24 protein-coding genes and 1 pseudogene are annotated in these 22,771 nt (G+C 59.7%); 16 read left to right on the top strand and 9 right to left on the bottom strand.

Translation table 11 applies throughout. The features are described 5' to 3' along the window. Genes KVT32_RS23255 through KVT32_RS23240 form a run of 4 tightly spaced genes read right to left on the bottom strand, consistent with a single transcriptional unit; the run spans nucleotide 1 to nucleotide 2,597 of the window. Complete coding sequence (locus tag KVT32_RS23255) at nucleotides 1-1,200, bottom strand: hypothetical protein (protein ID WP_227741413.1); 1,200 nt, start codon at nucleotides 1,198-1,200, stop codon at nucleotides 1-3. Next, entirely contained in the window at nucleotides 1,200-1,553 is a 354-nt protein-coding gene (locus KVT32_RS23250) for a hypothetical protein (protein ID WP_193725392.1), read from the bottom strand. Before KVT32_RS23250 ends, KVT32_RS23255 begins: the two co-directional genes overlap by 1 nt. Beyond that, entirely contained in the window at nucleotides 1,538-2,218 is a 681-nt protein-coding gene (locus tag KVT32_RS23245) for a hypothetical protein (protein WP_152385692.1), read from the bottom strand. Before KVT32_RS23245 ends, KVT32_RS23250 begins: the two co-directional genes overlap by 16 nt. 37 nt (nucleotides 2,219-2,255) lie before the next feature. Next, nucleotides 2,256-2,597, bottom strand: coding sequence for a hypothetical protein (locus KVT32_RS23240; RefSeq protein WP_152385691.1), 342 nt, complete (start codon nucleotides 2,595-2,597; stop codon nucleotides 2,256-2,258). A gap of 344 nt (nucleotides 2,598-2,941) precedes the next feature. On the opposite strand from KVT32_RS23240, the gene KVT32_RS23235 reads away from it, so the two are divergent. From KVT32_RS23235 to KVT32_RS23165, 16 genes and pseudogenes are all read left to right on the top strand, one after another. After that, nucleotides 2,942-4,654, top strand: coding sequence for a hypothetical protein (locus KVT32_RS23235; protein ID WP_193725391.1), 1,713 nt, complete (start codon nucleotides 2,942-2,944; stop codon nucleotides 4,652-4,654). A 728-nt stretch (nucleotides 4,655-5,382) separates the two neighbouring features. Next, nucleotides 5,383-6,114 (top strand): ParA family protein, encoded by a 732-nt coding sequence (locus KVT32_RS23230; protein WP_054458006.1) that lies wholly within the window; start codon nucleotides 5,383-5,385, stop codon nucleotides 6,112-6,114. Between the two features lie 231 nt (nucleotides 6,115-6,345). Continuing rightward, nucleotides 6,346-7,236, top strand: coding sequence for a hypothetical protein (locus KVT32_RS23225; RefSeq protein WP_254636994.1), 891 nt, complete (start codon nucleotides 6,346-6,348; stop codon nucleotides 7,234-7,236). Nucleotides 7,237-8,231: 995 nt separating this feature from the next. Continuing rightward, a complete protein-coding gene (locus KVT32_RS23220; protein WP_152385689.1) occupies nucleotides 8,232-9,677 on the top strand; it encodes a RepB family plasmid replication initiator protein in 1,446 nt (481 codons plus the stop codon). Between the two features lie 257 nt (nucleotides 9,678-9,934). After that, nucleotides 9,935-10,135 (top strand): addiction module antidote protein, encoded by a 201-nt coding sequence (locus KVT32_RS32185; protein WP_254636993.1) that lies wholly within the window; start codon nucleotides 9,935-9,937, stop codon nucleotides 10,133-10,135. A 28-nt stretch (nucleotides 10,136-10,163) separates the two neighbouring features. Continuing rightward, the gene (locus KVT32_RS32510) at nucleotides 10,164-10,298 is read left to right on the top strand and encodes a hypothetical protein (protein ID WP_256450093.1); all 135 of its coding nucleotides are present in this window, start codon (nucleotides 10,164-10,166) and stop codon (nucleotides 10,296-10,298) included. Nucleotides 10,299-10,747: 449 nt separating this feature from the next. After that, on the top strand, nucleotides 10,748-10,942 hold the full coding sequence (locus tag KVT32_RS23210) for a DUF3606 domain-containing protein (RefSeq protein WP_217618892.1): 195 nt from the start codon (nucleotides 10,748-10,750) through the stop codon (nucleotides 10,940-10,942). Between the two features lie 20 nt (nucleotides 10,943-10,962). Next, nucleotides 10,963-11,238, top strand: coding sequence for a DNA polymerase ligase N-terminal domain-containing protein (locus KVT32_RS32660; RefSeq protein WP_152385687.1), 276 nt, complete (start codon nucleotides 10,963-10,965; stop codon nucleotides 11,236-11,238). A gap of 324 nt (nucleotides 11,239-11,562) precedes the next feature. Then, nucleotides 11,563-12,655 (top strand): annotated as a pseudogene (gene ligD / locus KVT32_RS23205) (non-homologous end-joining DNA ligase); the annotation flags it as partial. 706 nt (nucleotides 12,656-13,361) lie between these two features. Next, a complete protein-coding gene (locus tag KVT32_RS23195; RefSeq protein WP_227741412.1) occupies nucleotides 13,362-14,000 on the top strand; it encodes a hypothetical protein in 639 nt (212 codons plus the stop codon). Nucleotides 14,001-14,063: 63 nt separating this feature from the next. Then, nucleotides 14,064-15,485, top strand: coding sequence for a hypothetical protein (locus KVT32_RS23190; protein ID WP_152385686.1), 1,422 nt, complete (start codon nucleotides 14,064-14,066; stop codon nucleotides 15,483-15,485). A gap of 51 nt (nucleotides 15,486-15,536) precedes the next feature. Continuing rightward, complete coding sequence (locus KVT32_RS23185) at nucleotides 15,537-15,950, top strand: hypothetical protein (RefSeq protein WP_152385685.1); 414 nt, start codon at nucleotides 15,537-15,539, stop codon at nucleotides 15,948-15,950. A 20-nt stretch (nucleotides 15,951-15,970) separates the two neighbouring features. Beyond that, entirely contained in the window at nucleotides 15,971-16,324 is a 354-nt protein-coding gene (locus KVT32_RS23180; RefSeq protein ID WP_054457997.1) for a hypothetical protein, read from the top strand. After that, entirely contained in the window at nucleotides 16,324-17,130 is an 807-nt protein-coding gene (locus tag KVT32_RS23175; RefSeq protein WP_152385684.1) for a hypothetical protein, read from the top strand. The genes KVT32_RS23180 and KVT32_RS23175 overlap by 1 nt, the downstream gene beginning before the upstream one ends. Beyond that, nucleotides 17,123-18,319 carry a site-specific integrase gene (locus KVT32_RS23170; protein ID WP_193725389.1) on the top strand — a complete coding sequence of 399 codons (1,197 nt, stop codon included), beginning with the start codon at nucleotides 17,123-17,125 and terminating at the stop codon, nucleotides 18,317-18,319. The genes KVT32_RS23175 and KVT32_RS23170 overlap by 8 nt, the downstream gene beginning before the upstream one ends. Nucleotides 18,320-18,431: 112 nt before the next feature. After that, complete coding sequence (locus tag KVT32_RS23165; protein ID WP_152385682.1) at nucleotides 18,432-18,845, top strand: hypothetical protein; 414 nt, start codon at nucleotides 18,432-18,434, stop codon at nucleotides 18,843-18,845. Between the two features lie 59 nt (nucleotides 18,846-18,904). On the opposite strand, the gene KVT32_RS23160 is transcribed toward KVT32_RS23165, so the two are convergent. From KVT32_RS23160 to KVT32_RS23140, 5 genes are all read right to left on the bottom strand, one after another. Continuing rightward, nucleotides 18,905-19,240: a hypothetical protein gene (locus tag KVT32_RS23160; RefSeq protein WP_152385681.1), complete on the bottom strand. Its 336-nt coding sequence runs from the start codon at nucleotides 19,238-19,240 to the stop codon at nucleotides 18,905-18,907. Between the two features lie 417 nt (nucleotides 19,241-19,657). Further along, nucleotides 19,658-21,103 (bottom strand): IS1182 family transposase, encoded by a 1,446-nt coding sequence (locus tag KVT32_RS23155; RefSeq protein ID WP_152385680.1) that lies wholly within the window; start codon nucleotides 21,101-21,103, stop codon nucleotides 19,658-19,660. Nucleotides 21,104-21,190: 87 nt separating this feature from the next. Next, nucleotides 21,191-21,571 (bottom strand): hypothetical protein, encoded by a 381-nt coding sequence (locus KVT32_RS23150; RefSeq protein ID WP_152385679.1) that lies wholly within the window; start codon nucleotides 21,569-21,571, stop codon nucleotides 21,191-21,193. Between the two features lie 129 nt (nucleotides 21,572-21,700). Continuing rightward, complete coding sequence (gene tnpB / locus KVT32_RS23145) at nucleotides 21,701-22,045, bottom strand: IS66 family insertion sequence element accessory protein TnpB (RefSeq protein WP_152385678.1); 345 nt, start codon at nucleotides 22,043-22,045, stop codon at nucleotides 21,701-21,703. Continuing rightward, nucleotides 22,042-22,428 (bottom strand): transposase, encoded by a 387-nt coding sequence (locus KVT32_RS23140; protein WP_152385677.1) that lies wholly within the window; start codon nucleotides 22,426-22,428, stop codon nucleotides 22,042-22,044. Before KVT32_RS23140 ends, tnpB begins: the two co-directional genes overlap by 4 nt. Between the last annotated feature and the right edge of the window lie 343 nt (nucleotides 22,429-22,771).

The raw sequence follows: 22,771 nt of genomic DNA, 5'->3' as shown, positions 1-22,771 counted from the left end.
CTATCCTCCCCGCGGGCGATCGCCCGTGCTTGTATGACGGCTGGCCTGGCGCTCCCGCTCATGCGCCGCATCCGCCAGTTGCGCGTACTCGCGATACATGAGGTCGAAATTGAGATGAATACCGCTCGCCCGCGCGTATTCGTGAAGCGTCGCGACCTCTGCCAGGTTCCGCTGCGCCGCTTGGCGGGCGGCCGCGAAATCCGAGTTGTGAGTCGCAATCACCGTCGCGTGGTCCTTTGGGACAGGCTCTCCAGTAAGAGGCGAAAGACTGACGTGGAAGCCCATTCGCTGTGCGGCATCAGAAAGAACACCGATAGCCCGCGCGTCAGGGGAGAGTCCCCCAGCAGCACGCTCAGCGGGCCTTGGTGCTCGCGCGGACGGCCCATCCTTTTTCTCAGATCCGTTCGCCCGCGGGCCGCCCGCGAGCAAGCGATCAGCGCTTTTGGCGAGCCTTGCAATGTCCGAGATGGACCGTCCAGCTAGGTCAATCCGCCGCTGAGCCCCTTGTGCATCGCCAATGCGTCCCAACCCTCGCGCTGCATAAGCGCCAGACGATGCCACGCTGGCGGCGCCCCTTACGACGGCCTGAGACTGGGGACTGCCGGCCGCTTCCGCGACTCCGCGGGCTACCGAGCCAACAGCCGACACCCAACCGCTGTAGTCTCCCCGAACCTTGAGCTGGAGGCCTTGCTCGGAAAGGCTGCCGGCCAGCTTCTCGTTCGCCTGCGCGAGCTGAAACAGGTCCCCCGCTCTCTCGGGTGACGAGAAATCCTGCCAACCTGCGGTATAGCGATAGGCGGTCAGCAGCAGCGCGGGATCAATCTTCTCCAACCCAGGGGAGCAATGTGCCAGCCCCTGAATGAGGTCGCGATGCTGGAGAACTTCGATGCGGGCCTCGCGTTCGGACCCTCCAACGTGTACCAAGCGCGCGAGCATCGGGTCAGGTTGGACCAGATCCCCGTTTACCCTCACCTTTGGCGGCGCAAGAGCCGAGTCCGCGATTCCCGTAGCATTCACGCCCACCGCGCCAATGGACGCGGCAAAGCCGAGGATGATGAGACGTCGACCGAGCGCGTGGGTGTCTCGAACGACGGCCCCTTTAGTTTCGACTCGAACCTCAATTCCTCTCTCGGCAGCCCGTTGAAGAAAGCCAGCGGTGCGGCTGCCAATTCCACTGAACAGTTCATTGAGGGCCATCATTAGCCTCCAGCATTCTGTTGCGTCAACATGCCATCACCCACGGGGGCGTTGGCCTCTGGATCTAGATAGACCACCAGAAGACCACCACCAAGGTGTGCAGCGATGGCGGCGTCGATTTCTACGGTCGATTCCTTCAGACCGTCTTCGGCGATCCAGTACAGGGCTTGCCCGTCATAACCGCCCGTGAGGCGTTGCCCACGACCTGTTCGGTATGCGATGGCGATTGCCACTTCGCTGCCGGCCCGCCATATCTGAACTTGCAGCGGGCCTTCATCCGGCGCACTGCGTGCGGCACGCAGGTCCGCAATGGCGCGCTCGAAATCAGGTGGGAATCGACTCAAGGAGGAGTCCATATTTGCCTCAATAGTTCGGTGTGTGCGTTCCGTGGGGAGCGCCAGCCCCTAAAGGACTCGCGGGGAAGGTGCTCGATGGTCGATCCCTCGACCAGGTCGGCATGCGCTTTGGGATGCGCTAACAGGCGATCGTGGTAAGTCCTTACGCCGTGTTCCCGAAGCCTCTCTAAATGCGCGGGATAGAGTTCATTGAATCGCTCAATGAACCGTTCGAAGGCCTTCCTGGGAGACCAGAGTTCGAATTTGGGCTCATTGCCGAAGATCGCGCCCTCTTCCATTCTTTGAAGGTTGCGATCTACGTCCTTGACTTCACTTGAGTGGTGCTCCAGAGGCAGATCGAATCGAATGCGTATCGCGCGCGTTATCCCCGCCGCCAGCGAGACGTATTGCGGAATGAGGCTTTTGATAGGCGAGGCCAGATCTCGGACATACGCCTCTTCGCCGTCGTGAAGTAAACCTTCGAACTGCAAATCCGGCGGCAACATCTCACTGGCCATCACACAATGCTGCGCGACGCTCAAAAACTCATCTGGAGGCAATTGGCCGTTCCAGCTGCATTCCTTGGACAAGCCTAAGGCGATATCGACGATGTCCACATGCCGAGGATCTGGATTTGCGAAGTCGAACGGATATCGGCTGCTCGTCCTTGCTATTGCCTTGGCCATGTATGTTCAGTCCAGTGTGGCGTGCCGTAGGGTGCATTTAGCCGCGGGGGCGCTCTTGCAGTCGTGGGAGCGATGCTTCAGTTGCTCCCTCATGGTTCTGCAAACGCTCATGCATCGCCTGCGCGCTTCGGACTGCAACGAGAATGTGCTGCCTTCCACGCATAAACGGGCTCTCTGCGCGGATCAGATTGGCGAGTGGCGGGCAGGCGTCAGGCGCAGGAAGCCTGTCCAGCGCGCCACTCATCGCCAAGTCCTGGAACATGCGCGAGGTGGAGAATGGCCTGCCGGTCACGGGAGCCAGTTCCAAGCGCTCGCGCAATTTGTGCAATTTCTCCGCTTGCTCACGGGAAAACAGTTCAGGGCTGGCGCCGGTACGCATCTATGTCGGTCCTGGTCCTGCAAGCAAGAGTGCCGACCCCGAGCGCAACCAGCGAACGTAAAAATCGACCTGGCGGACTCCGTTTAGTTGGAGTCCATTCCGGCCCGTTCCTGGAGCTGCGCAAGCCTATTTCGGCACTACCCCTCGCGTTATGTGTGCCCCCTCCATGACCTTTTTCGCTGGGTCGCTCATAGGAAAAGCAGAGGGCTTCATGGCAAATAGCCGTATGAATTGCAAGTATAGTTCATCCTTAAATGCGGGCTTGACGCGAGCTTCAAGGATGACCAGGACGCCGCGCGTGGCCCTGCCCTGTCATGCGTTCTTCTCATTTGGAGCCTTCGGGAATGTCAACTCCCCACTATCGTTATCTCAACACCGGCCTTGACCCTCGCATGGCCAGCCAACTGGCCGAGAAAGTGCGCGAGATGCAAAAGCGGGCTCCTGCCAGCCAATGGGCCAAGGCGATCCGCGCCCTTACGCAGAAAGGAGTCAAGCAAAGGGAGATTGAAGAGGCCGGGGTAGTCGAGTGGCTGGAAGCGCAAGGCAATCACCCAGTCACCCAAGAGAGCATCCTCGGGCAGTTGGCATTGCGACCAACCATTAAGGAGATCGACCTCAGCAGTCCGAAATACGCGCGATATGTTGTGCCAGGTCACGATCGGTACACCGAAACCCTGTACTGCGTGAACTCGCCTCGGAACAACGTCGAGGACCGCTTGGAAGAAATCCGCTTTGAGCTTGAAGATCTAGATTTCAATCCCGACCGTCTCCTGCGAGAACCCATGTTGGTTCATCAGCTCGACGAAGAGCGTCGGAAGCTGATGTCGGATCTCGACACTCTTCCGGATTTCAACCGGCACCACTACAGCGACATGGTGGACCCGACGACGGGATCGGCGATCAAGAATCTCTTTGCTCATACGCGAACAACGCGCCGGGGGGGACTTTTCTTCATCGACGAAATTCAGTCTGATTGGGCACAGACACGGAGACGTGCAGGCGAGCACGGGGGCGTGCCGGATGGCCCATTCATCAATCACACTGAAAGCTGGGCTGGCCTAATTCTGCGTCGCGTTATGCAGCGGGCCGCCGAGGACAACTCAATTACGGGAGTTGCCTGGATCAACGCTGAACTGCGCAACGGTGGACGTTTCGTACAAGATGACGGCCTAGATGAGTTTTACCTTCGTGTGCTCCCGTCACTTGCCAACAAGGCGCTAAAAGGAACCGGAGTGACGGTGAAGGCTATGGACGTTCAGTTGAACGCCAGCACTGCGCGTTCCCTCCCCTACGTGCCAATGACTCCTGAAGTACGCGCGAAACTCCGCGCCGTTCAGCCGGTGTACAGCATGGATTTAGTTCCGAGGTCTGCCTTTTCCTTTAGCCAGGACATGTCCCAATCTGACATGGTGCGCGAAGCTAGAGAGATGCTCGGAAGCACGATGTCCGTTCGCTTGCTCAACAAAGTGGTTCGCACTGCGAATGGCGCAGAAGAAGAAGTGGCCGCGCGCCAACTCGCCAATCTCATTGAAATTTCGGTTCGGGCACGCAGCGCGGGCCGGGCCTTCAACCATGAGGCATTCCACTATGCCGAAAGCGTTCTGATGTCCCCTCATGAGGCAGAGACTGTCCGGGCAGCCTTCGAGGATGGCAGTCCATTGAATGATCGGGTGCGCCGCGCAATGGTCGCTGCACGGATGGCGCCGGACGCGATTGCTCAGTGCTCCGATCCAGTGGAGGCTGCTGCACATGCGTTCTCGTTGTGGCGCGAGCAGCGCTTCCATTTTGACGAACGTGATGGCGAATCGACCGGAGCCACGGGACTGGACCGCACAGTTGGCCGAATCTTCCGCAAGATTGAAAGTGCATTCCAGTCGTTAGGTCAGTGGTTCCGACGAGTTGTCGGAGAGCGGAGCAGCGATCAGAACGCGCGGGTCAGCGAGCGCCTTTTCGAGGCCCTTCGTGATGGTGATCTGCAACGACGTCAAAGCGATAGCGACGATGCGTGCAGCGGAGCCCCGCGCGCGCCACAACCAGTACCGACTCCAGGTCCCTGACGAAGTAGGGACGCACCATCATGACGAACGCCGCTTAGCGGCATTTTTTTTGAATTTGCCTCTATACCACTGAATGTCATTCACTGTTCCTTGCTGCGCCTCGCGCAACAGCATTGAATGACATTCACGGTTACTGTCTGGCGGTCGAAGCAGATGATCGCGCCCGGAGGTCTTTCACCGGTGAAAGACCGCTCTGCATTCCCACGTCGGCTCCTGGCGCCAATTCGATGCGGAAGCTAAACGGCGGACTTTCACCGGTGAAAGTTCGATGCGGCAAAGCGTCGCAGATGGGCTCAATTTGAATCCGCGTACAAGCGGGAATGCTCCCCATGAGTTGGAGGCGTCTTTCACCGGTGAAAGATCGAGGTCAATGCAGGTCAAACCGCACAACAATAAGACGTCGCCCACACGTCCGAAACGCGTACGGTTTTCACCGGTGAAAGATTTTCGCGGAGGCTTCTAATTCGAATCGGCCGGCGCGAGGTTAGGTCTCGCCATCTTTCACCGGTGAAAGATGGCGAGCGATTGCCGTGGTATCCGCCCAACGAATCGCCCGCGCCTCCCGAATTTTTTGAGGAATTTCAGCGAAGTCGCATCAATTTCTTGAGATTGTTTGCTGAAGCCAATATCATCCGTACATACCATCTATCTCATCTCGAGCTCAGACCATTATTGGCTGCAGCGCCTCGGGCCGCCCCGTGCGGCGTCTTTCACCGGTGAAAGTTCATATGGCCACTAAACAGCAAGCCCAGCCTGCACCCGCACAAACGCGCATCGCTGCCTTTATCAACCAGAAGGGCGGTTGCGGGAAGACGACGTCAACAATGCAGACGGGGGGAGCGATCGCGCTCCGCGGGTACAAAACTTTGATTGTCGACTTGGACCCGCAGCAGACGGCCACGACGTGGAATGGTCAAGCACCGGAAGACCGTCCATTCCCTGCCCGGGTGACCAATTTGCACGCTATGGGAGCCAAATTTACGAGCGAGATTCAAAAGAACATTGGCGATTTCGACGTAATTCTCTTGGATTGTCCGCCGGCAATCGCGTCACCCATTCCCTGGGCAGCCCTGCAAATTGCTGATCTGTGCATCATTCCTATCATCCCCGTACTCGACAATGTCTGGGCTGCGAAAGAGGCCAAAGACATCGCACTTCGCGCGCAACGCGAGTACAACGAAGACCTCCAAATCCGCTACCTCCCGACTTTGGTGAGCCGCGGTAGGCTGTTCGATCACTGCATGCGAGTAATCGCCGAAGATGAGGAAATCCCTGCGTTCGACAGCGTTCTCTCCCGGCGCAATGCCTTTCCGGAGTCGCAAGCATACGGGGCCACTGTTCACGCTTTGGCTTCCAAATCTCCTGCTATCACTGAAGTTGAAAACCTGACCTCCCAAATCCTGGATCTTCTCGATTTGCCTCACTACGTGGGTCAGGCCGCAACGCGGAGGAAGAAGTAAATGGCACGTCGTCCAGATCTCGGAGCTGCAGTCAAGCGAGCAGCTGAAGCTACAACGCCCACCCCCGTCGCACCCACGGCCGCACCCCGGGTTTCCGTTCAAGATCGATTCGCGCGCGCAGCGAAGGTGCTCGAAGCTGTGCCTACTGGCTATCATGAGTCAGCGGACCCGTCCGCGCAGTCGCCGCGGCCGGCACTTTCATCGGAATCTTCTTCCGATGAGATTGCGCTGATGCTTCAGAACAAGTACGGAACGCCGAGGCTGGCGAACGTACCGATCTCGGAGCTCGACAGCAATCCGTACGGTGCCCGGAAGCTGTATCCGCCGCAAATCATTGAAGCAATGGCCAATTGGCTGCGCGAGGACGGGCAGCTAGCGTTGCTGATTGGCACTGAGCGTGATGGTCGGTTCATCGTGATCGACGGGGAAACTCGCAAGCTTGGCGCGCCCAGTGCCGGCTTGGCCTCGCTCGGCATGCAGGTCTTCGAAAATGTCAGCGATGAAGATCTGTATCTGCTGTCCTTCAAGTCCAATGATCGGCGCAATGGGCAAACGGCGCTGGATAACGCCCTGGCGTGGCGCCAGCTCTTGGATGCCAACGTCTTTCCTAGTGAGGCAGCGTTGGCGGCCCGCTTGTCGAAGACCGAGAATGGCCAGGTCAAGGGCTACACCGCTTCCCAGATCAACAAAACGCTCGCCATCCTGGATCTTGAAGAGGCGTGTCTCGACGTTGTTCGAACTAATCCAGCTGCGTTCAAGATTTCGGTGCTCTACGAACTGGTGCAGCTGCAGAAGGTCGCGCCGGCAAAAGTCGTACTGGAACAGGTCGAAAAGGTCCTAAACGATGAAACCAGCCGCCAGGCCATCATCAATCTGCGGGAACGGTACACCGCACGGGGCGCTGCGGCCAAGAAACCGCGGCACAATTCCCGCCAGTATCAGCTCGAAGTAGGGCAGGGCGAACAGGCCCGGTCAGTTGGCTTTATCAAGGAGTGGGACGCGGGAAGAGTCCAAATGGACATCACCCTGCCGAACAAAGCGAACGCTGGAAAGCTCGTCGACGAGCTCCGCAAGAGGCTGGGGGAGCTGTTGCAGGAAGCCGAACAGGACGGAAAGTCGTAATCTCAGAAGAAATGGCGGAAGGGTGAGGGGAATCGGGAACCTCTCCTCTTCAGGCTTAAGGCCAAAGGTGAGCCGGCGAGAGTCTGCCCGATGCTGCAAACGGGGTTTTGGGTGGTGGGGTTCCGTCCGAATAGCCCTCTGGGCTGGTTGAGAGAATTAAATTTTAAACCCATGTTAAAACCTTAAAACCGTTAAGGCTCCTGATTTCTCTTTTAAATCAATGGCTTACGTCACCTCTGGTGAGGGCTTACGGGAAGCAAGGTGAGAGCTTGCAGGATCTTAGGTGAAGATTTTCGGGATGCCTTCAGAGCAGTCAGTGAGACGCCGCGGGAACTATGGTGAGTGGATACGGGACACGTGAACGCCATAGGTGAGACGCGTCAGGGACTGAAAGGTGAGAGGTTTCGGGAAAGGCTGTTTGATGCCCCTGACCGTCAAAGGTGAGCTTCCACAGGAAGTGAATGACATTGACCTCCACTCACTGTAAGCCACTGATATAACGGCAGAATTTGCTTGTTCGCGGTACTAAAGCCATGCGAGTGTGATCCGGCGAACGCCGGTTGCGATCGCGATAGGTGAGCCGCAACAGGATTCTAGGCCCCAAAGTTCGCAGCCGACGAAGGTGAGACTCTCCGGGAACCCGAAGCCGGCGAACGGTGCTAACCGTTTGATTTTATGGAGCGTTGCCGCGTGGTTTCATTTCGGACGGCCTCCAGCATCTCGCAAAGGTGAGCCCTCACAGGAACCAGCTCTGTCTAAGGTGAGAGACAGCAGGAACCGGGGCAAGGTGAGGCAATCCAGGAACCTGCCGAAAGGTGAGAATCCGCGGGAACCCCTAGCCTTCATAAGGTGAGCCGTTACGGGAAAGGCCGCTTCAGCTGGCTCAGAGTGTTGACGAATCGCCGCGCTAAAGGTGAAAGGCACGGTTGCATTGCGCTCACCTTTCTACGAAACTATGCGCAATTCCGTACTCTCTTTCGCCAGCACCAGACCCCATGGTTTCTTCGAACAGTCGAGCGCGCCGTGCTTCGAAGGCCCCGAAGGCCGCTGAACCTACACCGGCGATGCAGAGCCAAGTTGTAGTCTTCGAAGGCGAAGACGACGACCGCACCCTAAAAAAGTCGAATGACACGATTGCCGTTCGCATCGAGAAGGGAGGTCTCTCGTCTCTCGGCCGCAAGGTGTTCAACGTGCTCATCTATCACGCCCAACAGTTGGGTGAGCCTGGGACGACCGGACCCACGGAGGTTCGAAATCACGCCAAGTATTTCTGGATTCCATTGCGGGATGTCGTCGCTGACACGCGGTACAACAGCAATGACACCGAGCTGCTCAAGCAACAGATCGACCAGCTTCAAGACGTGCGGGTGAAGATTGAAGGCCAGAAACAGTACACGTCCGAGCGACTGCTATCTTCGGCCACGCTCTACAACCCGGCCGGGTTGAACTCACGCGGTGGAGTTGTGTGGCTCGGCTATGCGTTCCCGCCGGAAATCTCATCCGAGATGCTGCGGCCGATGCAGTACACCAAGCTCTCGCTCTACTACCTCACCAGTCTGCGCACAAACGGCGGCATGGCACTCTATGAGAACTGCCGACGCTATTTGACGAACCCCAGCAGGGTGACGAATCGGCAAACGGTGCAGTGGTGGTATCAGGTTCTGACGGGGAACCCTTCGAGCGCGGAGGTCCCCGAGTACAAGTACTTCAAGCGCGACACCCTCCTGAAGGCCATTCGTGAAGTAAATGACGTCACGGACCTGGTGGTAGAACTCCTTGAGTTTAAGGAGGGACGTCGAGTTGTCGAACTGCAGTTCAAGGTGAGTCAAAAGGCCCAGGAGCCTCTGCAGCTTCCGACCCCGGCGGTCGACTCAGCGGCACACCTGACGCGACTCATGGCTTTGGGGATCTCCCAGGCCGAAGCATTGGAGTACATAGGTACGACTGACCAGGGCAAGCTTATCGCAACCCTTGAAATCGTTGAAAAGCGCCTCGAGAACAAGCAGCTCTCGCCCGTCGGTTCCCCCGCTGGATACTTTTTGCGCGCCTTGAGAGGCTCCTACGCCACCGCTCAGGACATTGCGAAGGTAACCACGCGCCGGACGGAGCGCCCAGCAGCTCCAAAGGTGCAATTAGAGGAGCTGACTCATCGTTTCTTGGCCGCGCGTGCGGAAGAGGCGATGGGCTATGTCCGCGAAATCGACGAAGAACAGCGCAATGAGTTGCTGGAGCGCTTTAAGGAGAGTTCTTCCTTTCGCGCGCTGCATGCTTCGGCAAAGAGGACTCTCGAGCCGGGGCGAGAACCTTCTCCAATGGTCAAGGCATCGTTTGGAATGTGGGTGGCCCAAGAACTGTGGGGGCAACCTACTGAACAAGATCTTTACGGGTTCGGTCTCAAGGAAATTGTGGGCGGAAACACCCTGGAGACGCAGGAGGCGTAGGGCACCTAACTGGCCGCCCCCGCCATATTTAAGGCGGCTTCGAGAACTACGCTGCCCTGTTGTCCAACAGGGTGAGGCCCATACCCCAGGCAAGGTGAGCATCTACGGGAATCAGCTCAACGCCGCCGACCGCCGAAAGGCGATTCGGCTTTCAGAGCATGTGACCGGTTCGACCTGCAGCCAGCGCCCCCAAACAGGGGGCAGCAACGGGATATAAAGCCCGCGCTGCGCCTGGCCGAAGATTGGAGCAAATGAACATGACCGCGAAACTAACGAATTTTGACCCCGCTGAGCATCTGCAATCCGATGAATCTGTCGCGGATTTTGTAGCTGCGGCTTTTGAGACGAACGACCCCGCATATGTGACGCATGCTCTTGGCGTGGTCGCCCGTGCAAAAGGCATGACGCGGATCGCCAACGAAACGGGGCTGTCCCGCGACAGCTTTACCGCTCGTTGAGCGACGAAGGAACTGCTCGCTGCGCACCGTGTTTACCGTGCTAAAGGCGCTGGGAGTCGAACTGACCGCCAAGCCCGCAACGGTTCACCGGTTCGACATGAACAAGATCCAATTGAAAGTGACGCAGTACAACCTGATCGCCCCGGTGGGCTGGGCGGGCTAGCCGTTGGCTTGATCGGTGCCTTACGGTCAACCTCGCGGGCCCGCTGCGCAGGGTAGTGGTTCGGACAATTCCTTGCATGACTCAACTGTCAACAAGACCGATCTATAACGATTTTTCGCATGCGAGAAACGCACGCTGACAAAATGAACCGCCAACGGCGGTTTTTTTTCGCATGCGAGAAATGTGACGGCCTCGGCGCTTTTCGCATGCGAAAAATGACCTGGGGGGTTTAGGTCTTTGTGGGCCTAGGCTTTTTCACCGGCTTTGCGTTCTCGTCCAACGGCCCACTGCCGGCAGCGGGCGCAGCCGTGTTGGTGTCCTGGCTCGCTTTCGTGTGGGAAGAACATCGCAGCCTTTGTCAGTGTCTGGATAACCGGCGAGAGGTCCACCTAACGAGTTAGGCATGCCGGTTGCTGAGCTCGTGGGTCCCCCATGAGAAGGAGGTCTCCATGTCAGACGATCTGAAGAATCGCGGCGCCCAGGATCGATCCCGTATCAACGTGAATGAGGCTCACGAGCTGCGTTACTGGACGAAAGAGTTGAACGTGAGTGAAGACCAATTGCGCGAGGCTGTACAGGCGGTCGGCGCCTCGGCAGCAGCGGTGCGATCGCATCTGGCCCACCAGGGCGGCAAGCGTCCGTAGCGGACGGGAAGGGCAGGACCGTGGACAACGGCCGCAGATTCATCGTCTATCGGTCCCTGATCCATCAGGAACGGTTCGATTTGTTGTTGGAAGTGGATGACGCTATGAGGTGGTGGACAGCAACCCACGGAATCCCAATCGACCCGAAGGCGAGACGCATCGCAATAGAGCAGCCAGCAGTTCACGAAGTCGGGCGAAAGAGCGGAGGACGTCCCGCGGCTCTCCCGCGAACCGGGGAACCGGTGTCTGTATGGGACGCAGGAGAGTGGTGTTCAGCTGGCGACGCATGGATATGACGCCGGCCACCTGAGATTCAGATTACGCGGGAAGCGGTTGCTCGGCCGTTGGGCCCTCGTGCGGATGTCTGGCAGCGGGGCAGTTGAACGGCCCCCTTGGCTACTCATTCTCACCTCGCTTTAAACCGACTGCGGAATTGAACCATGGGACCCCGGCTGCGAAATGGGAATGCTCGTTCGACTGGCCGTTCCGGCCGCGGTTCGAGCTCTGCTGTGGCTCTGCCCGGTGTCGCGGCAGAGCTCCCTCCGTCCCTCAAGCCCCAGCTGGCGTCCTTGGTCGACGGCGTGCCTCGGCACGGCGAGGATTGGCTGTATGAGGTGCAATGGGTGGCGCCGGTCTTAGTGTGCGAGGTGTCGTTCGCAGAATGGACGGGGGGTGGGCACGTCCGTCACGCAACCTTCCGCGGCCTTAGAACGGACAAGCCAGCGCCTGTGGTACCAGGGAGCGCGCGTTGCCAGCTAGCTCGGTGGAAAGTAAGACCAAAGTGCTGGCGCCCCCGCCGTCAACCGCACCGCGGCCATCCGCGAGGACAAAGCCCGGCAAACTATCCAATCCAGACCGCGTCATCGACCCGTCAACTGGCCTAACGAAGCTGGATCTCGCGCGCTACTACGGTTTGGTGGCGCCACTGCTCGTGCAGCATCTGAAAGCCCGGCCGGTCTCCTTCGTGCGCGCGCCCAGCGGCATTCAAGGGCAACTGTTCTTCCAAAAGCACCTTGACGCCCCCATTCCGGGCGTCGCCTCTTTGCCAAAGGGCCTTCACCCTGGCCATCCGGCCTTGCTCGAGGTACCCACGCCAGACGCGGTCATGTCGGCGGCGCAAATGAACGTCATTGAGTTTCATACCTGGAACGCTGTGAAGAGCGCCATTGAGGAGCCAGACAGATTGATCCTAGACTTGGATCCGGGAGAGGGGGTTTCCTGGCCCGTCGTTCAGCAGGCTGCCGAGTTGGTTCATGTGCTGTTGCAGGGCCTGGGCCTGGAGGGATGGTTGAAGACCAGCGGAGGCAAAGGGCTTCACGTTGTGGTGCCGCTGCGAAGGCAATACGGCTGGGAAGTCGTGAAAGGCTTCTCGGCTGCTATGGTTCGCCACCTCGCCAGGACAATCCCGCAGCTTTTTGTGGCGAAGAGCGGGCCCAGCAATCGCGTCGGAAAATATTCGTGGACTATCTTCGCAATGGCTTCGGGGCCACTACAGCCGCCGCCTGGTCGGCACGAGCGAGGCCGGGGTTAGGCGTTTAAGTACCGATATCGTGGGATGAACTGGACGGGATTACCGGGGGGGCGCAATGGACAATTTCGAACATCCCTGACCGGCTAGAGGTGGGGAACTTGCCCTGGGGCGACTACACCGCACAGTCGATCGGCACTGCCATGGCTGCGATCGGGTATGTTCCTGATCGGCAGCGGCGATAGAACGTTCAAGCGGCCGCGCCTTTGCGGAAACAGCTTATGTCGCGACGTGGCGGCGTTGTCGAGCAGCAGGAGTCAATGATCTGCTGTTTCTCAATCGAAATACGCCCTACTTACAGAGGCAAGGGCAGGGCTGGCTCTCAAGCGTATCAGGCGACGGACTCCGCGGCCCAAACCAAGCCAAACCCAGTGCAATCATCACGGGAGTAATGAGCATGCCGCACGCAAATGCGTAGGAGCCGCGAGCTACGGACTCCTTTTTCTTGGTGCCGCGCGATACGGTGAAGGGGACCGAGGCAAATAGGAAAATCGCAAGAAAAAGCGGCACTAATACGAAAAAATGCTCGGCGGCCCAGTCGCCCTTGCCCTGCCAGCCCCACACACCCAAAAACGCCATCGCGACGGTAAAGCCTGCGGCTGCAGCTGAGGACAACCCTTGGACAGCGCCAGGGACGAGATCGATTTTGTCGTGCTCGTGCTTTTCTTAGAATAAAAATCTGAAGCTTACTGTAGCGATTAGAAATATAAAAGGCGGAGGTGAGCTTATAAGCGGAATGAACGATCGCAGTCTGCCCCTTGGCAGAAGTTTGACATACTGCGCCATATGTCGGGTTTTAGTTATTGACCCGGTATAAATATACCGATTAATATACCGATATCGCGCCCTCGCATCGACCGCGCCGCCCGCCAACAGCTCAGGAACCGCCGCATGCGCACCGCCTACGACCTGCTGATGACCGCGCCCGACGACCAAATCACCCGATGCCGCCTGGCGCACACGGCCATCGGCGCCGGCGACTGGCAGGAGGCCGCGCACTTCCTGCACAATGCCGCCCGCGAGTCGGCCGGCAGCGCCTGGGTGCCAGGATGCCGCGGCGCTGGCCAGCTTCTGCCAGGCGCGCGTGGCCGCCGGTGCGGCCCCGCGCCCATGAACGCCGCAGTGGCAGGCGCCACCACCGTCACCGACGCCGGCGTGCGCCTCCCGGCCGCCTCGCGCTTTGCGGTGCTGGGCGTGACCGATGACCGGGATTTTTGCCAGTGCTGCGGCCGCCAGGGCTTGAAACGCGTGGTCTGGATCGAGGACGGCGAGAGTGGGGCAGTGCGGCACTTCGGCACCACGTGCGCCACGGCACCCGCCAATGGCTTCGGCGTGGCGCCGGCCGTCAAGGCGGCGATCGCCCGCTTCGAGGTTGCGCAGCGTCTCTTCTGGACCCGCGTCAACTTTGAGTACCGGCGCCGCGGCGGGCGCCACGTGCCCGACCCCTCCCGGCGCGGCGTGTTCGTGGCCGCCGATCCAGCGCTTAAAGACGTGGTTCTGGCCGAACTGCGCCAGGCCGCCGCAGGCTGACGCCGCACGTCTGCCTGCACTAGACTTGCCGTTATTCCTTCTATCCACCTGCCTGAAAACCCGATGACCGACTCGCCGACGCCTTCCGATATCGAGCAGCTGCCCCAGGCCTGGCGCAACCTCTGGCGCGCCCATACGGTGTTGCCCGACTCGGTGGCCAGCGACGAGCTCACGATCTTCGTGCGCGCAGGCGGCCGCGACGCCGCCCACCTGGCCGTCAAGCGTGCCTTGCACGCGATGTTCCCGGCCGCCTACCAGGATTTGGACGAGGCGTACGAGAATCTCAGTTCCGCGCCCGAACTGGTGCGTGAAGGGGTGTCCGAACGCTACGTCGACCGGCTGTTTGAGGTCGCCTGGACGGGCAACAAAGTGGACGCGTGGGTGAGCGCGCCGGTGTTCGTCGTCCCCGAGGCCGCCGCACTCTATGCCGCCTGGATCACCGCCCAACTCGACCACGCCTCGCACTATGCCTCGCGCGCGTTCGAGCCGGCCCCTCCCATTGTCGCGGATGAGGCCACGCCTACGGCGACTCAACGCAATGCGATGGCCGTGACCAAGAACGACAGCGCGCCATTGGTCCCGGTCATTCGACACGGTAACGGCTTTCTGATCGAGGGCGTTCGTTTGGTCATCAGGGTGCTCCCCTCTGGCGGCGTCGATCAGATCTGCGTGGGCATGTCGGCTACAGCCGAGGCCATCGGCGGAGACCGCGATATGAATTTGGGCTTCGCCGAGCGATTCGGATTTAACGCGGACGAGATCCGCATCGAGGGTGATGTGCTCACCTGGGCCGCCCAGGCGCCCTATATCGCCCGCTATGCTCCCGGTGTGACGGACTACCGCGAAGGCTTCAGCGTTACGTTAGAACCCGGCCAGGCCGGTGCCGTCCGGCAGGCGGTGGGGCTGCTGCGGCCCGTTCTGGCTGGCTATCGGGCTGTGCTCGACCACTTGCGGCCCTGGTTCGATCTCCTGCCGGAGCCCTGGCACGTACAAGGGCCAGTGTTTCATCTAGTCATGGCCAGGGTTCTGGATGGCGCAGATCAAGATGCTGCGATGGCGGCTTTCGACGAGGCCGCAGAGAATTGCCTACCGGGGCTCGGTCCCGCGTGGAAGCCCCGGCGGTTTGGGCGGCTCTCGATGATGCCGTCTACCGTACGCGCGAAACGTTGCGATAGAGAGTGTTCAATGAAAGATCTTACGAAGAACGCCGCCGTCCTGGCTGTCCTCCAAGAGGCTATGGCGAAGCTGGAAACCATAGGCCTCAAATGCATGGCGCTTCCTAATGACCTCCCGGGCTATGGCGCGTCGGTGTCGCTCCATGCCGGCGAGGACGACATGGAGGTCACTGCCGCTTACGTTGCAAACCAGCGAGGCAGCGAGTTTGCGCATCTGGCCGACGAGGATGCACGCAAAGGCTTCGCAAGGGAAGTCTCTGAACTCGTCGTCGCGAGGCGCCATTTCGATGACGGCTCATCGACATCTTGACCGCACACGCTGACCCCTCCCTCACCGTCATCAGCAAAAGGAATCAACCAAATGAAAGAACAGTTGTGGACGGTCGTCCGCTTCCCCGACGGTAGCTGGAGCTATGGCGGCAAGCCTGAAGATCCCGCATACGCGCGTTGCGAGAAGTGGCGACTCTTGGCAGGCGACGGCAAGCAGGCCGTGAAGCGCGCGCAAGGCCGTCGGCGGCGTATGCTGTCTGCTCGCCTTCAGGCCATTTACCAAGCGCTGTGCCCGGATGACGTGCTGCACGCGGAGGATCCGCGTCGACCGGCGATCCTCGAGGAGATGCGACTTGTCGCAGAAGCCCCGACCGACAGGGAGGCCGCCGAGGTCGTGGCATGGTGGAACAGTTGGCCGAACCCCCAGCACCTTAGTGCCACCGAGTTTGTCGTGGAGGCACGGCAATTGTTCGTCCGCGTCAACGACGGCGCCTCGCCGGCCTGAAGGAAAGGGGATCCCGGGCCATGTCTGACGTCCAGACCATCATCCTTCGCGATGCGGTAACAACCGCCATCAACTATCTGCAGCGCCTGCCGCGCGTGCCGACGACGGCCGCCGTCATTCGGGAACTGGAGGAGGCCTTGGACCGCGCAGGCGACGAGGGCACCGCACGCTTAGCTTCGGGCGCCGTCTACACGCCTGTCGGCGAACTTTTGTTGCAGGCGCTGCTGCGCGACCAGGATCTGCTCCTCACCACCGGGGTGGCTCGAGGTCGCGCTGATGTCTTATGGCAAGCCCTCGCGGGCGACGGTCTGCAGTTGCAACTTCAAAGCGACGATCAGCCATCGTCAGCCAACGTGAATTTTCCAGGCCGCTGATGGCACGCCCCAGGATTCTCCCCCTGCCTGACGAGCAGGCCCGGCTGATCGCGCGGGGCGTGCAGGCCATTGAAGCTGCCCGACCCGGTTCGAGCAACCGCGAGTTTCTGCGCGAATTTGTCCCTTTGGTTGTAAAAGTCACGGGAGAGCTGTTTGGCGCCCAGACGTTTCAGAAGCTGCTGCGGCAAATGGCTCCGCATCGCACCCCCTCTTCGACGACTGTGCAGGACGCGATCCACGAGTATCGCAGCGAAGTCGGGGCCGATGCGCAGCGCGGCGCTTCTCACGATTCGCCCCCGATCGCGGATGCGCCACCGCCGAAGCGAATGCGCGACGTTCGCAATGACAAGGCGTCGGGGATGCAAGATGAAGCTGCACTCGCGGCAGTCGAGTTGGGCAAGCTTCACCAGCTGGAGGTAGAAAGGCTGCGAGCGCGGGCCGAAATTATGGAGGCCCGCGCAGCAGCAGCTGACAAGGCCCGACAAGATGCCGTAGCGGACGCGATCGCCGCGCGAGCACAAACCGAAGGGCTGCAGGAGGCGGTAGCGAACTACCAGACGCTTATCAAGCAGCTTTCGGAGACCATTCAGATTACGCAAGAGCGCGCGGCGGCTGACAACCGGGCCAACCTGCTTCGGGTTGACGAGGTGCGCCGTGAGACTCGTGAGGCGGAGGAGAGGCTAAAAGCCGCTCAAAGCACCATTGCGCTGAGAGATCAGGCGCTTCGTAATGCCAACGCGTTGGGGGATAGTTTGCGTCAACAGTTGAATGAACTTCGCCGCAATCTGCAGGTGCGAGATGAGTGAACCGCAACGAAACCCTATCGTCATCCAGCACGCGGAGCCGGCGCATTTGCTGGGGCCCGTCGATGACGACTGGCAAGCGATCGACATCTGGCTTTCGATCCTGGCTGCCCGCCCGGTTTCGCCGGCAACCCTGGCCACCTACCAGCGTGAACAGCGGCGGCTGCGCTGGTATTGCGACCATGTGGGTAGCGCCCGTCTCAGAAGCTGGACCTACCAAGACGTCAGCGCGTACTTGACCTTTCTGAGAACGAATTCGGCAGATTTCCAATGCCCACCGGGGACGAAGCCCGGCCAGCCGGGTTGGACGCCGTTCCGCAACGGGCGGATGTCCGATCAGGCGGTGTCGGCCACCGTGCGCATTCTCAATACCCTATTCAGTTTTTGGCAACAGGCTGGATATCGCAACAACAATCCGTTTGCCGCGGTGACGCGAACCGGTCCGAGGTCCGCCGCAGGCAGCGCCTCGCGACGGGCGGTTCCGCCAGACGCGTTAGAAACGGTGCGGCGGTGCATGGACGCGCGCGAGAAAAATACGGTCCGTGATCACCTGGTGTATTGGCGCAATGCCTTCCTCTTGATTCTGCTCGAGCGAACGGGTTTGCGCGCCAATGAGGTTGCTCAGGCGAACATGGTTGACGTCCATACCATCTCCGATCCGAAGTCCGCCAGGCACTACTGGGCCCTGGCCGTGATGCACCAAAAGGGTGGTGGAACTGGCGTGGTGCCAATGGATGCCGAAGTCATGGCTGCCTTCTTTCGGTATCGCGCGGCTTTCGGCCTGCCCGAACTGCCTGAGCATGGCGAGGAGTTCGGCCTGGTTCTTTCGCCGCACACCGGTTCAAAAGACAGCGCGCCGCACTTGGCGTCTGCACGCTCTCGCCGCCGGCGGGCTATGTGGAAATCCGTGCGCACGAGGCAGAGCATTTGGGCAATTGTGCGTGAGGAATTTGATTTAGCAGCGGAATGGGTCGGCGGCAAAACACCTGAGGCCGCTATTTTGAAACGTGCCTCGACGCACTGGCTGCGCCATACCAGAGGCACGGTTCTTTCAATGCAGGGCAATGAGCTTCGCATGGTTGCCAAGGCGATGCGGCATACCGATCCGCGGACGACCATGGGCTACACGAACTTGGACTTCTTGGACGTGGTACGTGAGTTGGATCGACGCGCCACCTCGAGTGGAAGTTAACTATCCCGAACAGAGCCTGTCGTTCGGCAAAGTCCTTTCTGGTCGGAGAGCTTTGATAGGATGTTTGGGTGGTCGGGCTCAGTGGGTATCTGACAGAAGACAGGAAAAGACGATGATGTTTGAACGAATCGACGCGCTTGTGACCAAGCATGATTTTGAATTTCAGTCCTGGAACGACCGCTACAGCAAAGGCGTATGGACCGCACTCGGGCCCCGGGAGGGGGCGATTGACACTGTGCGCGGGCTGTCAAGCGCGGGCGACCTCGACATGATCCCCGCAATGAATTACGTGTTCAGCGTTGACTGGCTTCCGATGGTTACTGGCAGAACACTGGCTGAAGCGATGGCCGCGCTTGAGGCGCGGCTGGCGAGTCTGCCGCAGGACCAGCTTTGCCGCGGCTCGGACTGGAGCGCAGCCGTTTTCCGTGCGCTCGAAGATCTGCGCGATAACGCGGATGCCGCAGATGAATACGGCGCTCTGGAAGGGATGCTGCCGAAACTGCCGGCTTGGTTTGCCGGACGCTGAACAGAGCGCTTGAGTGGCCGCGTGTAAGCCACGCGGCTTGTACATCTACGGCGCGATCTTCACCCGACCGACACTTCCAATAGTTTTCCGCGCACCTCGTCCAGGCGCGGCCTGGCGTACAGGTTGACCATGATGAAGTCTGTCAGATCGCTATTGGCCCTCGTTTCAAAGTCTGGATAGGCAAAGATCGGGCCGTACACGCAGGCGAATGCCATTTCCTTAGCCGTTGCAGCCGGGTCGGCCTCGAAGTCGGCCAGGCGCGGCAGATACAGCTCATTCAAGCGCTTAAGGATCGTTCCCCGCAGGTCAAAGCCGTCGTCTTGATTTTTTGATGGGTACGTTTCATACCACTTTACTACCGCATTGAGATTGTTCTCTTCAACAAAGAAACGCATGATTCATCCTTGAAATACGGGTCTTTCATGATATCGAGCGGACGAGCATTCTTTGGCTCGGACTACGGGCAAAAGCTGGTCCATCTTTTGTCATTGTCGGACATGTCTATGCAGGTGTAGAAGTTCATTAAAGATGCAAGTTTGCTCACCCAACTTGAAACGTAACAAGTGTGTATAGGCTTGCCTAGGGCGGATTTGCGGCAAGGTCTTTCGTCGCCGCCCAACGTTGAGAACGCCGAACGGCAGCTCCCGACCGAGGCTGTGTGGAAACGCTTTTCGTCCTGACAGCCACAGCGCAATAGCCTGGTCCGCATCACCTTGGGCGCTCTTCACTTCGATTTTTCGAAGCGGGGCTCACTCTGGGCCGTTTGGGCGGCCCGGATAGGGCCTGAGGTGCGTTATGGGTCACAGAAGGGCTCAGCCGCCCATCGCCAGCACCGCTTTCATGGTCTGCTGGTAGCCCAGGATTTGCATGACCCGCTTGAGGTTATAGGCCAGCACATTCAAGCTCATTTCCGTGCTCACATTGCCCAAGCGACGAGTTAGGAAGTGCGTATAGCCCATCCAATGCTTGAACGTGCCGAACACATGTTCCACCGTGCGCCGCCGCACCTTCATCGCATCTGGCATTCGGTCTAGACGGCGCTGCGCCGCCTCAAGCACGGCCTCATGCTCCCATCGACTGATGCGCCGATACGCGCTAGGTGTGCATCGCTCCTTCATCGCGCATTGTGGGCAGGCACTACTCCAGTAGCGCCGCAATTGAAGACCATTTTCCTCCCGCGTAAACCGGTGGATGGCGCGCTGGCCCGCAGGGCACTCGTACTCATCGTCCTTCGCGATGTAAATGAAGTCCGAACGGTCGAAGCGACCTTCGGCCTTGGCATTGGAAGTCGTGGGTTTGGGCAAGATCGCATCAATACCTGTCTCTGCACATGCCTTGATCTGAGGCGCGCTGTAGTAGCCGCGATCGGCAATCGCACGCAGCCGCTTCTTGCCCATCGCTTCCCGCGCGGCTTGTGTCATCGATGCCAATGAGTCCCTGTCGTGTCCTCGGTTCGTCACTTCGTGCGCGACGATCAGATGGTGCTTGGCTTCGACAACCATCTGCACGTTGTAGCCGACCATCCCCGAGCCCCGGCCGCTGGTGGCCATCGAGCGGGCATCCGAGTCGGTCACCGACAGTTGACCGTCTGGACTGTCTTTGAGCCTCTTCTTGACGTCATCAAGCGTGCGCATTTGTTTGCGCAGACGTTCGATCTTGTCATTGAGCCGATTGGTCCTGGCCTCGATCTCGACAGGTTGCGTTCGGTCCGCTGTGTCGAGCGCCGCCAGATAGCGGTGGATGCTCTCCTCAATCTGCTGCTGACGTTTGTCTATCTTGGCAGCCGTGAAGTTCTTGTCGCGCGTGTTGACTGCCTTGAACTTGCTTCCATCAACGGCAACCAGGGCTTGGCTGAATAGCTTGAGATCTCGGCATACGGCAACAAACCGCCGGCAAACGTTGCGAATGCCCGACCCATTGTCACGACGAAAATCCGCGATGGTCTTGAAGTCTGGTGCCAGACGGCCGACCAGCCACATCAGTTCGACGTTGCGTTGGCACTCTCGCTCGAGTCGACGACTGGACTGGACCCGATTTAAGTAGCCGTAGATGTAGATCTTCAGCAGCACGGTCGGGTGATACGACGGGCGGCCGGTAGCTGCTGGCGCCGCCTTCTCAAATCCCAGCGATTCCAGGTTGAGCTCGTCGACGAATGCGTCGACTATGCGCACCGGGTTGTCGTCGGCGATGAAGTCATCCAGGCATTCCGGGATCAACGCTACCTGCTGCCGGTCCTGACCTTCGATGAATCGGGGCATGTCGACTCCCGGGATCGAGATACCAAACTCTATCTAGATCGCCGTAGCGGCGTCAAAGAGTTTTCACACAGCCTCGACCCGTTGCGGCTATTTGCTCACGTCCTCGCCCAGTACCTTCCAGGCGCTGCCGCAGTCTGGGCCGGCTGCCTCTTGCGGCAGGTGCTGTTGGGTGTCGCGGGGCAGGTGCTCGGGCAAGGGGCGGCGCTGCGGCGCCGGACGGGCTGCAGGCGCTGGCACTGATGTCGCCGGATCGCGCTCGCCCTGGTTGATGTGCAGCTCTTCGAGTTCGAGCTGCAACTGATCGATCTGGCGGGCGAGCTTCTCTGACTTCTGGCCGAACATCATGCGCTGCAGCTTGACCAGCAACAGCTTCAGGTGCTGGATCTCGTGCTTGTCGTCACGCCCGGCCTGTTTAAGGGCATCGCGCTCGCGGCGCAATGCCTGCATCTCGGCCCCGAGATCGGCCACCAAGCCTTCAAGGCATCGATGTCATCGGGTATCGGGGCACGGGTCTGCATGGCCACCGTTTTACCCGGATGAGCAGTATTACTTCATACAAATCAATGGCATAGAGCAATAATATTAGGCACTAAAGCCTTATGCCTGTGTCGGCCTGGTGGTCCTCGCCGGGCGACGCCAGTCGATGCCTTCGAGCAGCATCGAGAGCTGCGCTGTCGTCAGGTGAACGGCCCCTGACTCGGCCGCGGGCCATACGAAGTGACCCTGCTCCAGGCGCTTGGCCAGCAAGCACAGGCCGTCCCCGCTCCACCACAGCACCTTGATGCGGTCGCCCCGGCGACCCCGGAACACGAACACGTGGCCGCTGAAGGGATCTTCCGGCAGCGTGTGCTGCACGATCGAGGCCAGCCCATCGAAGCCGCGGCGCATGTCGGTCGTGCCCGCCGCCAGCCACACCCGGGTGCCCGCGGGCAGACCGATCATTGCATGGCCTCGATCACTTGGCGCAGCAACGGCGCCGTCATCGCTGCTCGGATCATCACCTTGCCCTTGGGAAGGTGCAGCTCCAGCGCTGAGCTCATCACGGGTGCTGCCGCGGGCGGCACGGTTGCCACCTCCGTCGTGGTGTCCAGGCAAACCGGCAGCAAACGGGGCGAGGCGTTCGGCGAGTCGAGCATGCCGCGCTGGTACTCGCGTCGCCAGCGCGACAGCTGGTTATAGTTCAGGTCGTGCGCGCGCGCCACGCGGGCAAGCGAACTGGGAGACGCCAATACCGTCTCGACCACCTGGCGCTTGTACTCTCGACTGAATCGACGGCGCGGTTCATTGCGAAATGAACTGGTCGCCGGCAAGGTTGCGTCTGTCATAGATCCCCATCAATTTTTAGATGGGGATCTATTCTCCTGACCTGCAGGTCTGCCTCAAGACGGTAAAGACCGGGCCGTTACCATCCGATGGACGGCTCTTCTTCTTCGACATAGGGCTCTGAGGCATTTGGCCAAGTAGCTGGTGACTCCAGCTATACAGCGTCGTCCGCGTCACACCGACAGATTCTGCGACCTCTTGTCCAGGTACCATGCGAGTATTCATCAAAATGACCGCCTGCCGCCCGACTCTTCGAATCTTTAATTCAGAGCCTGCGCAACGATGTCAGGAGAGCAGGTGCGGTGACTACCTGACTTTGCTTGTCGGGGCATGCGAGGAGAGGCA

The organism is Achromobacter sp. GbtcB20 (genome assembly GCF_019091095.1).
GTDB lineage: Bacteria > Pseudomonadota > Gammaproteobacteria > Burkholderiales > Burkholderiaceae_B > Achromobacter > Achromobacter mucicolens.
The sequence above is the reverse complement of the archived record's forward strand: the minus strand, read 5'-3'. Positions and strand labels throughout refer to the sequence as shown.